General features: G+C 61.4%; 13 protein-coding genes, 1 tRNA gene and 1 other RNA gene. 10 read left to right on the forward strand and 5 right to left on the reverse strand.

What is annotated here, in order from left to right; translation table 11 throughout:
* Positions 1 to 20 precede the first annotated feature (20 nt).
* The 7 genes from NW841_RS09235 (at position 21) to NW841_RS09265 (ending at position 4,902) form a co-directional block, all read left to right on the forward strand.
* Positions 21 to 359, forward strand: a complete 339-nt coding sequence (locus NW841_RS09235; RefSeq protein ID WP_414386169.1) for a carbon dioxide-concentrating mechanism protein CcmK — start codon at positions 21 to 23, stop codon at positions 357 to 359.
* Entirely contained in the window at positions 360 to 659 is a 300-nt protein-coding gene (locus NW841_RS09240; protein WP_011430452.1) for a EutN/CcmL family microcompartment protein, read from the forward strand.
* 48 nt (positions 660 to 707) lie between these two features.
* Complete coding sequence (locus tag NW841_RS09245; RefSeq protein WP_414386166.1) at positions 708 to 2,681, forward strand: ribulose bisphosphate carboxylase small subunit; 1,974 nt, start codon at positions 708 to 710, stop codon at positions 2,679 to 2,681.
* A gap of 75 nt (positions 2,682 to 2,756) precedes the next feature.
* Complete coding sequence (locus NW841_RS09250) at positions 2,757 to 3,437, forward strand: hypothetical protein (protein WP_414371514.1); 681 nt, start codon at positions 2,757 to 2,759, stop codon at positions 3,435 to 3,437.
* 31 nt (positions 3,438 to 3,468) lie between these two features.
* Positions 3,469 to 4,185: a BMC domain-containing protein gene (locus tag NW841_RS09255; RefSeq protein WP_414364146.1), complete on the forward strand. Its 717-nt coding sequence runs from the start codon at positions 3,469 to 3,471 to the stop codon at positions 4,183 to 4,185.
* Between the two features lie 142 nt (positions 4,186 to 4,327).
* Positions 4,328 to 4,425: signal recognition particle sRNA small type (gene ffs, locus NW841_RS09260), an RNA gene on the forward strand.
* A 63-nt stretch (positions 4,426 to 4,488) separates the two neighbouring features.
* On the forward strand, positions 4,489 to 4,902 hold the full coding sequence (locus NW841_RS09265; RefSeq protein WP_414376887.1) for a hypothetical protein: 414 nt from the start codon (positions 4,489 to 4,491) through the stop codon (positions 4,900 to 4,902).
* A gap of 69 nt (positions 4,903 to 4,971) precedes the next feature.
* On the opposite strand, the gene NW841_RS09270 is transcribed toward NW841_RS09265, so the two are convergent.
* Positions 4,972 to 5,044 (reverse strand) — tRNA-Trp (locus tag NW841_RS09270).
* Between the two features lie 59 nt (positions 5,045 to 5,103).
* Complete coding sequence (rplS, locus tag NW841_RS09275; RefSeq protein WP_414364148.1) at positions 5,104 to 5,487, reverse strand: 50S ribosomal protein L19; 384 nt, start codon at positions 5,485 to 5,487, stop codon at positions 5,104 to 5,106.
* Between the two features lie 172 nt (positions 5,488 to 5,659).
* Here rplS and NW841_RS09280 point away from each other — a divergent pair, with 172 nt between their 5' ends.
* The 3 genes from NW841_RS09280 to thrB all read left to right on the forward strand — a co-directional run bounded on the left by NW841_RS09280 (position 5,660) and on the right by thrB (position 9,546).
* Positions 5,660 to 7,060: an efflux RND transporter periplasmic adaptor subunit gene (locus NW841_RS09280; RefSeq protein ID WP_414386167.1), complete on the forward strand. Its 1,401-nt coding sequence runs from the start codon at positions 5,660 to 5,662 to the stop codon at positions 7,058 to 7,060.
* Positions 7,057 to 8,268 carry an ABC transporter permease gene (locus NW841_RS09285; protein WP_414364150.1) on the forward strand — a complete coding sequence of 404 codons (1,212 nt, stop codon included), beginning with the start codon at positions 7,057 to 7,059 and terminating at the stop codon, positions 8,266 to 8,268. The genes NW841_RS09280 and NW841_RS09285 overlap by 4 nt, the downstream gene beginning before the upstream one ends.
* A 357-nt stretch (positions 8,269 to 8,625) precedes the next feature.
* The gene (gene thrB / locus NW841_RS09290) at positions 8,626 to 9,546 is read left to right on the forward strand and encodes a homoserine kinase (protein WP_414364151.1); all 921 of its coding nucleotides are present in this window, start codon (positions 8,626 to 8,628) and stop codon (positions 9,544 to 9,546) included.
* Between the two features lie 98 nt (positions 9,547 to 9,644).
* Here the strand turns inward: thrB and NW841_RS09295 are convergent, their stop codons facing one another.
* The 3 genes from NW841_RS09295 to eda are packed head-to-tail and all read right to left on the reverse strand — an operon-like array spanning position 9,645 to position 11,437.
* Positions 9,645 to 10,199 carry a diacylglycerol kinase family protein gene (locus tag NW841_RS09295; protein WP_414386168.1) on the reverse strand — a complete coding sequence of 185 codons (555 nt, stop codon included), beginning with the start codon at positions 10,197 to 10,199 and terminating at the stop codon, positions 9,645 to 9,647.
* Positions 10,183 to 10,674 (reverse strand): rRNA maturation RNase YbeY, encoded by a 492-nt coding sequence (gene ybeY, locus NW841_RS09300; protein WP_414364153.1) that lies wholly within the window; start codon positions 10,672 to 10,674, stop codon positions 10,183 to 10,185. The genes NW841_RS09295 and ybeY overlap by 17 nt, the downstream gene beginning before the upstream one ends.
* A 25-nt stretch (positions 10,675 to 10,699) precedes the next feature.
* A complete protein-coding gene (eda, locus tag NW841_RS09305; RefSeq protein ID WP_414364154.1) occupies positions 10,700 to 11,437 on the reverse strand; it encodes a bifunctional 4-hydroxy-2-oxoglutarate aldolase/2-dehydro-3-deoxy-phosphogluconate aldolase in 738 nt (245 codons plus the stop codon).
* Positions 11,438 to 11,569 lie beyond the last annotated feature (132 nt).

Genomic DNA, 11,569 nt, shown 5'->3' on the forward strand with positions numbered 1-11,569 from the left:
GAGGTCTGTTGGGCTCTTATATGTGTATAAGAGAAAGGTTCGAAACCCTGGGCTTCCCGGCAGTGGTAGAAGCTGCCGACGCCATGGTAAAGGCCGCGCGCGTCACCCTCGTGGGTTACGAGAAAATCAGCAGCGGGCGCGTCACCGTGATCGTGCGGGGCGATGTCTCCGAGGTGCAGGCCTCGGTGGCCGCCGGGATCGAGTCGGTGAAGCGGGTCAATGGCGGCCAGTTGCTCTCCTGGCACATCATCGCCCGTCCCCACGAAAACCTGGAGTACGTGTTGCCCATTCGCTACACCGAGGATGTGGCTCAGTTCCGCGAAGGGGTCAACGCCATCCGTCCCTTCACCCGTCCATAGATGCGTATCGCGATTGTGCGGGGCACTGTTACCAGCACCCAAAAGGATCCCAGCCTGACGGGGGTGAAGTTTCTGGTGGTGCAGTATGTCGATCTCGAGGGCCGACCGCAGCCCGACTACGCTGTAGCCGCCGATCCGGTGGGGGCCGGCGCTGAGGAGTGGGTGCTGGTCAGCCAAGGCAGCGCAGCTCGCCAGCCGCAGGGGAACGAAACCCGCCCGTTGGATGCAGTGGTGATGGCGATCATCGACACCGTTAGCATTGGCGGTCGCTCCCTCTACAACAAGCGCGACCAACGCTAGCTGGGATCTCTCTTTCCTTTCCCTGACGTGTTCTAGAGGCTCACGGTTATGCCTGCTCACACCTACGCTGCGCCGCCAACGCCCTGGTCTCGCCGCCTGGCGGAGCCTACCATTCATCCCTCTGCCTACGTGCATTCCTTTTCCAATCTCATTGGGGATGTGCGCGTGGGCGCGCAGGTGCTGATTGCCCCAGGAACTTCCATCCGTGCGGATGAGGGCTCCCCCTTCTACATTGGCGACGGCTCCAACGTCCAGGATGGAGTGGTGATCCATGGCCTGGAACAGGGGCGGGTCATTGGCGAGGATGGCCAGCCTTACTCGGTTTGGATCGGCAAGAATACCTCCATTGCTCACATGGCTTTGATCCACGGGCCAGCCTACGTGGGCAACAACTGCTTCATCGGCTTTCGCTCCACGGTATTCAACGCGCGGGTGGGGGATGGCTGCATCGTCATGTTGCACTGCCTGATCCAGGATGTGGAGATCCCGCCGGGCAAGTATGTGCCCTCCGGCTCCATCATCACCACGCAAGCTGAGGCGGATCGGCTGCCCGATGTGCAGGATAGCGATGCCAAGTTTGCCCAACATGTGATCGGCATCAACCAGGCTCTGCTGGAAGGCTATCACTGCAGTGAAAACCTCGTCTGTATTGCTCCCATTCGCAACGAACTTCTGCAGTCGCGCACCTCTAACCCAACGGCTACGGAGACGGCATCTATGACTCATTCCTCCTCTCGCGCCAACGGCCGGAACGGCGGCGGATCCGTTCTCAAGCCGGAGGTGGTGGAGCAGGTTCGCGCCCTGTTGGCCCAAGGCTATCGGGTAGGGCTGGAATATGCCGATGCCCGCCGCTTCCGCACTTCTTCCTGGCAGAGCGAAAGCCCAATCACCAGCACCCGCGAGGCCGAGGTAATGCAATCGCTGGAAGCTATTCTGGCGGAGCACCGCGGCGAATACGTGCGCCTGCTGGGGATCGACCCCAAGGCAAAACGACGGGTGCTGGAGCAGATCATCCAAACTCCGGAGGGGCCGGCGACCGTTTCCGGATCCCCCAGCCACGTCTCGGTTACGGCCCCAGGTTCTGGGGCAGCCAGCCCGCGCCCTGACGCCAGCTTGGAGGAGGAGATCCGGGCGCTATTAGCGCAGGGGTATCGCGTCGGCCTGGAGGTGGCCGATGTTCGCCGCTACCGCACCTCTTCCTGGCAGACTTTGGGCAATTGGAGCGGCTCGGCCCAAGAGATCCTGGCGGCTGTGCAGGCGGCCCTGGCCGAACACACGGGAGAGTATGTGCGCCTGCTGGGGATCGATCCCAAGGCCAAACGGCGGGTGCTGGAGAAGGTGATTCAAACGCCCCAGGGGCAGGTGAGCAGCAGCAGTGGCGGGACAGCCCCGCCTGCAGAGGGGGGCAACCGGGGAGGGAGTGCTGCTGGCCTCGACCTGGAGTTACAGGAAGAGGTACATCGGCTGCTGGCCCAGGGCTATCGCATCGGCTACGAATATGCTGACGAGCGCCGCTTCAAAACCTCCTCTTGGCAAAGCGGGCCGACCATTCACGCTAGCCGCGGGCCGGAGGTGTTGGCCAAGCTGACGGCTGCTTTGGCGGAGCACCAAGGCCATTACGTGCGCCTATTGGGGATTGATCCCAAGGGGAAAAAGCGGGTTTACGAGCGCATCATTCAAACCCCCGGCGGCAAGTCGCCCGCCCCTGCAGCCCAGGGATCCCCAGCGGCTACTCCTGTTTCCACCGTTCCTGCCAGCACCCGACTCAGCAGCGAGGTGGTGGCACAGGTGCAGCAATTGCTCAGCCAGGGCTACCGCATTGGCACCGAACACGCGGACAAGCGGCGTTTTCGCACCTCCTCTTGGCAGAGCTGCAGCCCTATCGAGGCCACCCAGGTGCCCCAGGTGGTAGCGGCTCTGGAAGCCTGCCTGGAGGAGCACCGCGGCGAGTATGTGCGTCTGCTGGGCATCGACCCCAAAGCCAAGCGACGGGTGCTGGAGCAGATCATCCAAACCCCTTGAGGGATCCGCATTTTCTCTGAATCACTGTCGGTTCAAGGTTGGTTTTGGTCCGACCTCCTAGCGATGAGGAGCACCTTGGCTTTGCCTCTGCCCACCTCCACAATGCTGCGCTCCTGGCCCAGCCAGAACGGCGAAACTCACTACTATGTCAGTGGCGAAGTGCAGGTGGAGGCAGGAGCAGGCATCGGAGCGGGAGTGCTGTTGCGGGCCAACCCCGGCTGTCGCATCGAGATCGGGCGGGGCGTCTGTATTGGCATGGGATCCGTTCTCCACGCCTGTGGGGGATCCCTTGTCGTGGAGGCGGGGGCCACCCTGGGGATGGGGGTACTGGTGATCGGTCAGGGCACCATCGGCAAAAATGCCTGCATTGGCTCGGAAACCACGCTGCTCAACTGTTCGGTGCTCAGCCAGGCAGTGATCCCTCCCCGCTCGCTGGTCGGGGATCCCACCTATTCCAGCAGGCAAGAGGCGGAGGTGGGCATAGCTAGCGAGGCAGAGCCCGTGTCGGCAGTAGCCCCGCCAGAACCCTCTGAGGAAACCTTGCCTGAGCCGGCCTCTCCCCCCGATTCGCCGCTGGTTCAGGTGGAAAAGCAAACCCGTCGTTGGCAGGAGGCGGCTGAGCAAACCCAAGAGAACTCAAGATCCCCTAAGACCCGCAAGCTCAATGGGATCCCGGGCTATTCGGAGCTGGATCGGCTGCTGGGCAAGATCTATCCTTACCGGCAGATCCTATCCTCTGGGGGTGGCCAGTCTTGAGGGCTACACTGGCATAAAGAAGTAGGGTGCTATGTCCACCTCTTTGGGTCTTATTCAGACACGCAGCTTTCCGGTCATTGTGCGCATTGCCGACGCCATGACCAAGTCGGCAGGAGTGGCGCTGATCGGCTTTGAGAAGATCTCAGGAGGCTACTGCACGGCAATCGTACGGGGAGGGATTGCCGATGTGCGCATTGCCATCGAGGAGGGGATTGAGCTAGCCCGCCAGTTTGACCAAGAGGAAATCTCCAGTTTGGTCATTCCACGGCCTTTGCCCAACTTGGAGGCGGTGCTGCCCGTCAGCAGCAAGCTGTCTCAACTGGCGCAAAACCGCGGCTACAGCCGCCTCAGCAACTTGGCCGTGGGCCTGCTGGAAACCCGCGGCTTTCCGGCTATGGTAGGGGCCGCCGATACAATGCTGAAAACGGCGGATGTGCAACTGGCCGCCTACGAGACCATCGGCGACGGCCTGTGTACGGCCATCATTCGGGGCACGGTGGCCAACGTGGCCATCGCCATCGATGCCGGCATGTACGAGGCAGAGCGCATCGGCGAGTTGCATGCGGTGGCCGTGATCCCGCGCCCTCTCGACGAACTGGAGCAGGCTCTACCGGTGGCCAGTTGTTTCGTTGCCCAACCGGTTACCTTGCCGGTGGCCATCCCCCAAGCCCAAGGACAAGAGGTGCGGCGCAGCGATACCGTTGTCGAGCGGATCCCAGTTTATCTGGAGCCGCCGGAAACCCCTTAGGTTGACCTTGCAAGACGGGAAAGCTCGTGCTGTACCTGACCTCTCCGTATATGGGGGGGCACAGGGGGATGTTAGTTGAAGATCTGGGATTACCTCCAGAAAGCCGAGCGGGGCAGAGAGGAAAAATGTTAGGCTACTGGAAGACCTGGGTCCGTGCAGCTCCGACGCCCAAACCGTGTCAGGATCGGAAGATAGCAGCACTACGGGATGCTCTGAGCAGGCGCGTCAACCCGGGTCGCCCTTTTCCTGCACCTAGATTTTCCTTGTTCAAGTTGTTCCGCTGGCCCTGGCAAGGCACACCCTATGGCTGAGAAAGACAACCCCCTCGCCAACTTGGCTGAGAAAGCTTTCTACTTTGGTATGGGTCTGGCCGCTCTGGTGGCCGACAATGCCCCCAAGGTAGCTGGGAGTGCTAGAGAGCGCCTGCTGGAGCTGCGCAAGCAGGTGCAAGCCTTAGTCGATGAATTGGTAGAGTTGGGGGCAATGAGAGCCGAGGAGGCGCAGGCCTACATGGACGCCATTGCCGCCAATGCTAAGCGCAAGGAAGGGGGGGAGCCTGCTGGTGGCCCCCGCAAAATCACTATCGAAGATATAGGCGGAGCAGAGCTAGAAGGGAGTACTGCCATTGAGCTGTCGGAGGCAGCTCGCCTGCGCCGGCAGATTGCTGAGCTGCAGGCAGAACTGGAGCGCATCAAGAAAGAGACAGGTAGAGCCTAGGTCTCGCTAAAGACAGGGAGGGCTCCCTAGCTCTGCAGAAGCCAGCCCGCCCTCACAACTGTCCAGCAACGCGTCCTGGAGGACTCGAACCCCCGACATCCGGTTTTGGAGACCGACGTTCTACCAACTGAACTAAGGACGCATGGGTAAAGAACCAGCCCCTTACCTAGTTTACCCAGTGTAGCAGGTATGCCCAAAGCCTCAGAGGGCTTCTTCTTTAGAATCCGTTTTGGCTTTGATGCGAGTGGCCTTGCCCACTCGGTTTCGCAGATAGAACAGCTTGGCCCGCCGCACCTTGCCACGCCGCAACACCTGGATTGACTCAATGCGCGGCGAGTGAACCAGGAAGACCCGCTCCACTCCAATTCCCTGGAAAACCTTGCGCACCGTGATGGTGCGGTTGCATCCAGAGTGACGCATGGCGATAACCGTGCCTTCAAAGGCTTGCACCCGCTCTTTGCCGCCCTCTTGAATGCGCACCCCCACCCGTACCTGATCGCCAACATGGATCTCTGGCAGATCCGGCTTCATGTAGGCCGCTTCGATGGAGCGGAGGATCTCTTCGGCGTTGATGCGAGCGTTCATGGCTTTCCCGCGCTATCGGCAGCTAATCAGTTTAGCAATCCCCCCCTTTTTTGTACAGAGCCTGCCAGCCGCCCGCACCCAATAGCCGATGTGGGAAACCGCGTTTGCACCCCCTCTCCTTTTTCAATAGGCTGGATACAGAGAAAGCCCTTGTGAAAGGCGAGAGACTTTTGTGATCCTGCGCACCAATGAGCCCCAGACGGGATCCCCACCCCCTGCCAAATCTACTGACCAACTCCTGCCACAGAGCGGATCCCGCAACAGAGGACTGCCCATCGGCTGGATCCTGGTGGGGATGCTGTTGGCCGGCTTGGGCGGTGGCGGCATTCTCGTTCAGCGTCAGCTCCGGCAACAGATGGCCCAGCGTCTGCAGAGGCTAACGGTGCCCGTGCAGGTGACAGATCTCACCCAACGCCTGAGGGTGAGCGGCCAGGTGCAGCCGATCCGGCAGGTGAATGTCAGCCCCCGCGAGTCCGGTCGTCTGGCGGAGCTGCTGGTGGATCAGGGGGATGAGGTGGTGGCGGGGCAAGTGTTGGCTCGGATGGACTACGGCGATCTGGCCAGCAGCATTCGCCAAGCCCAAGCCCGCATCCAAGAGCTACAGGCCCGCCTGGCGGAACTACAAGCCGGCGAGCGACCCCAGGTCATCGCGGCAGCCCAGGCTAGGGTGGACGCGGCGCGGTCGCAGGTGAGTTTGGCCCAAAGGGAATTGGAGCGGATTCAGGCGCTGGTGCAGGAGGGGGTTGTAGCCCGCAGCGAGCTGGATCAACGCCTAGCTCGCTTGGAACAAGCGCAAGCGGACTTGCAAGCTGCCCAACAAGAGCTGGAGCGATTGCAGTCAGGTAGCCGCCCAGAAACGCTGCAGCAGATCCAAGCTCAGATTGCCCAGGCGCAAGCCGAGCTGGCGCAGCGGCAATCTCGCCTGGCTGAGGCCGAGATCCGGGCGCCTTTTTCCGGCGTGGTGGTGCAGCGCTTTGCCGAGGTGGGATCCTTTGTAACTCCCACTACCGCAGCTTCCGATGTCACCGCCGCCTCTTCCAGCTCCATCTTGGCACTGGCCCAAGGGATCGAAGTGCGAGCAGAGGTGCCGGAGGCGCAAATTGCCCAGGTGCGGGTGGGGCAGCCGGTGGAGATCCGATCCCTGGCCTATCCGGATCGGGTGGTGCAGGGGCGGGTGAAGCGGATTGCCCCTGCCACGGTGGTGGTGCGGGAGGTCACCGTCTTTCGGGTCATGATCGAGCCGGAGCCGGGGGCAGACTTTTTGCGCACCGGCATGAACGTCTCGGTGGATTTTATCGGGGAGCGGCAGCCTCAGGCGCTCACAGTGCCCTCGGTGGCCATCCTGCGGGAGCAGGGCCAAGAGGGGGTGATCCTGCTGGATCCGCAAACCCAGCGGCCCGTCTATCGACCAGTGGAAACGGGCCTCACCCAGGGCGGGATCACCCAAGTGCTCTCCGGCTTGCGGGCGGGGGATCGGGTCTTTACGGCGCTGCCGCCGGGGGTGAACCTAGAGGCTTTGATCCGACAAGAGCAAAATCGCAGCGAAACCGCTCAAATCAAGCCACACCCATGAGCCTACCGATTGCAGCCCAAATGGCCTGGCAAATGGTGCGCCGCTACCGCCTGCGCACCGGTTTAAGCATGTTGGGGATCCTCATCGGCAACGCCGCTGTGGTGGCCATTGCTGGGTTTGGCCATGCCGCCCAGGAGCTGGCCGTGGATCAGTTCCGTTCTTTGGGCACCAACTTGCTCATTGTCTTTTCTTCCAGCTTGGGCCTGGCGGACGCCAGCAACACCCGTCCCATCACCCTTGACGATCTACGGGCAATTGCCGCGGAAGTGCCCGCTGTGTCGGCAGCCGTCCCCAGTCTTGTGGTCAATGTGCGCGCCGTGCGGGGCGGAGTGGATCGCCGCTATGAGGCCACAGGCACCTGGCCGGAGTATTTGTCGGTGCTGAATTTGGAGGTTGAGGAAGGCCGCTTTCTCTTGCCGGCGGATATTGAGGAGCAGCGCCCGGTGGTGGTGCTGGGCAGCGAGGCCGCCCGCGAGCTGTTCGGCTTGGATCCTGCCGCTGCAATTGGGGAGACGCTGCTGCTGAACAACTTGCCCTTTGAGGTAATCGGCACGTTGCGTTCCAAGCCAACGGTGTTTGGCAACAGCGATGCTGGCCTGTTTTTGCCGGTGGATGTGGTGGCCAACCGCTTTGTCGGGCGGCGTTCCCCCTACGGCCTGGAGCTGACGGCGATCTTTGTCTCGGCCCGCTCTGAAGCCGATCTGCCGGCTGCCGAGTTCCAGATCCGCAACTTGCTGCGGCAACGGCACCAACTGGTGGGGGAGGATGACTTTGTTGTCCGCAACCAAAAGGTGTTGCTGGACGGGGCGGCCAGGATCTTAACTCTGCTGCGGGTGTTGTTGACCGGCACAGCGGCGCTCTCGCTGCTGGTGGGCGGGGTGGGGATCATGAATGTGATGCTGATCTCGGTGGCGGAACGCACCTCTGAGATCGGGCTGCGCAAGGCGATCGGCGCCGATAGCCGGCAAATTTTGCAGCAGTTTGCCACCGAAGCTATTCTCATTGCCGTCAGCGGCGGCGTGGCCGGGATCCTCCTCAGCAGCGGCCTGCTGGTGGCGGTGCAAGTGTTCACGCCCCTGGCTACCCGCGTGGATGCAGTGGCAGTGGCAGTGGCCTTTTCCCTCTCGACAGGGATTGGGCTGGTCTTCGGCATTTTCCCGGCCCGCAAAGCGGCGCAACTGGATCCCATCGAGGCCCTGCGAGCCTGAGATCCCCCATTCGTAGGATAATGGGAGCTTACAGTTGACACTCCCGCGACTAAAGTCGGGGGATTCTTACGCAGTCCACAGTTGGACTCGTAAAGGCGCTGTCAAGACGCCCCTAGACGGTTCCCAGAGACAAAGCCTCAAGGTTCCGCTTACTTGTTGACTTACGGCACTGTCCGGGTTTTTCACCGGGGTAGGTGCTGACTTAAGATTACAAGATAACATTGGCGAGCGACTCCAGTCGCTCGAAGGCTTTTCTGCCCTGCACTACTCGCGCTAGCGGCGCGGAGCGCTGAGTACGGGGCTACCAAGTTACTCTGCTGTGTTGAGTTGTCCGCCGTTCGCTAAGGAGCTTCCCCCTTGGTCAGAGAGCGAATAGAGGTGATCGTCCCTGCCACCACCGCTAACTTGGGGCCGGGGTTCGATTGCATCGGTGCAGCCCTGGAGCTCTACAACCACTTCCAATTTCGCGAGATTCCCACCGGTCTCAGCATCCACTATCGCGGCAGCGATCACATCAGCCAGAGCAAGGACAACCTGGTGTATCGCGCCTTCTGCCGTGCTTTCGAGCTGCTCAGCAAGCCGGTGCCGGGGGTGGAGATTGAGATTACCCTCAACGTGCCCCTGGCGCGGGGGCTGGGCAGCTCTGCCACTGCGATTGTCGGCGGCCTGCTGGGGGCCAATGCTCTTGGATCCCTGAACCTGGCTCCTGAGACTCTCCTGCAGTTGGCCATTGCCCTCGAAGGCCATCCCGACAACGTGGTGCCTGCCCTCCAGGGCGGCTGTCAACTCTGTGTGCAGGGGCAGCAGGGGCAATGGGTATTTTGTCCGGTGGATTGGCACGAACACATCGGCCTGGTGGCGGCAGTGCCTAACTTTAAGCTGTCCACCCAGGCGGCCCGCGAGATCCTGCCCAAGTCCGTCAGCCTGGCGGATGCTGTCTTTTCCGTCAGTCACCTGGGGCTGCTTATCCGCAGCCTGCAGTCGGGGCGGGTGGACTGGCTAAAGGTGGCCTTGCAGGATCGGCTGCACCAACCGGCGCGCATGGAGCTAATTACCGGCTTCAAAACCGTCCAGGCGGCGGCTCTGGCTGCCGGGGCCTATGGGGTGGTGATCAGCGGGGCTGGCCCCACACTTTTAGCCTTCTGCGCCCCGGAGGAGCGAGAACGAGTGGGATCCGCCATGGTCGGCGCCTGGGAGCAACTGGATATCGAAGCAGAGGCCAAACCCCTGAATTTGGATCGAGAGGGGGGACGGGTGGTGATCCATTCCCAAGTATAGAGGAGGCTCTTGGGTCAAGCTGGTCATCCCGATTGAAAGGGGGTCGTGCTTTTAGAATACGACCCTTTGAAAGACTGGGCAAAACTCTTTCGGCATCCCTACCCTGGCAGGAGCAGGCCCAGCAATAGGAGCAGGGGGGGGAGAAACAGCCAAGCTGCCACCGCCAAAGCCGCCATCGCCGCCACCAACACCGCTCCGGCAGCGCAATCTTTAGCAATTTCTGCCAGCAGGTGATAGCGGCTGCCCAGGGTCAGATCCACCACTGCTTCCAGGGCAGTATTCACCAGCTCCAAGGCCATCACCATCCCGCTGGTCAAGCTGATCAGGGCCATTTCTACAGCGCTCAGCCGCAGGGCCAACCCCAAGACAAAGGCCACCACCGCCACAGCCAGGTGGATGCGAAAGTTGCGCTGGGTGCGGGCGGCGTACAGCAGGCCCTTTCCCGCATAGTAGAAGCTTTTACTGAGGCTAGTGGCCACCTGCCACGAGGGGGGGCGCTGCCAGGGATCCTTCGCCGTGAGGTCAGCCTGGGCTCCCGCATCTGCTGCCTTGGAGGGATGGGCCGAATTGACCTGCGCTGAAGTAAAAGGAGCTCGCTGTCGCAATGCCGCCAAACGCAGCGGCTGGGGAAAACGGCTAGGGCTGCTGGCCATGGGTCACCTCCAGATCTTCTTGGATGGCGGCAAGCAGGTAGCGCTGTTGCTGCAACATGCGCTGTAGGGAAAGCTCATCGGGGTGATCCCATCCCAGGAGATGCAGCAGGCCGTGGCTGGCCAGCCAGGCCAATTCCTGCGACAGCCGCTGCCCCTGGGCTTTTGCTTGCGCGCAAGCAGTGGGTACCGAAATTACGATATCCCCCAGCAGGCGCACCCCTGTTATCTTCTGCAGCTCGACAGGGGTGGACATCTCCTCGGCGGCAAAGGCCAGGACATCGGTGGGAGCGTCGATGTGGCGAAACTCGCGGTTGAGCTGGCGGATGTGCTCGTCGGAGGTGAGGCAAAGGCTGAGCTCGCAGGGATCCTTCACCCCCAGCTCTCGCAGCCACACTGCAAACCAACGGTGCCAAGTGGCTTCCTCAACTGGGCTGGGGACGTTTAGCTCCAGGTACAGATCCAGGAATCCATCCATGCAGGCCTCACTCACACCATGCACCTTATTCTAGTGGTTTGCTCAGCTCGGGCCAGGCCTCGGCGGCTCTCTGGTTGGCAAGCTGTTGTAGCGTTTGCCGCAGCCGATTCTCCAGCTTTTGCCGGCAACTGTCTGGATCGACCCCTCGCGGGGAAAGAAGCTCCGCTGGGAACAGATCTCCGGCGATGCCGACAGCCCAGGCCCCTGCCTGCAGATATTCTGCTGCATTGGCCAAGGTGACTCCCCCCGTTGGGATCAAAGGCAGGGATCCCAGCACCGGTTGCAGGTGGCGTAGGTAACGGGATCCGCCAAGGCTTTCTGCCGGAAACACCTTCACTGCCGTTGCCCCCGCCTGCCAGGCCCTCCAGATCTCGCCAGGGGTGAGGGCGCCGGGCACGATGGGCAGCCCCGCTTCCCGACCCCAGCAGATGATGCTCTCGTCCGTAAAGGGGCAAACATAGAATTGGGCTCCCGCTTGCCAAGCCTGCTCTGCCATCTGCCGATTTAAAACCGTGCCCACTCCTATCCAGCAATGTGGGTAGTCTTGCCGCAGTTGGGCAATCAACTCCAGATATCGGGGAACGTGGGGAGTGATCTCAATGTGGCGGATCCCGGCCCGGATGGCCAAGGTGGATCCCTCAAGGGCCTGAGCGTGGCTGGCCGAGAGGCGAATCACTGCGATTAGCGGCTCCTGCCACAGGTGGAGCAGCCAGGGGTGCTGTGACCTTTCTCCAAATTTGCCTTCAGAATGCTCGAACACCATCTGTGGGAAAGTAACCTCTCATGGATTTCCCCTGCTGCAGTTGCTTGGCTTCAATTTAAAGTTTTAGTTAATTTAAGATTTTAGCTGCAATCCAAAAATGACAAAGCCAACCTGTCAGTAAAGCAATGACAA

The organism is Synechococcus sp. H60.3 (assembly GCF_047462295.1).
GTDB lineage: Bacteria > Cyanobacteriota > Cyanobacteriia > Thermostichales > Thermostichaceae > Thermostichus.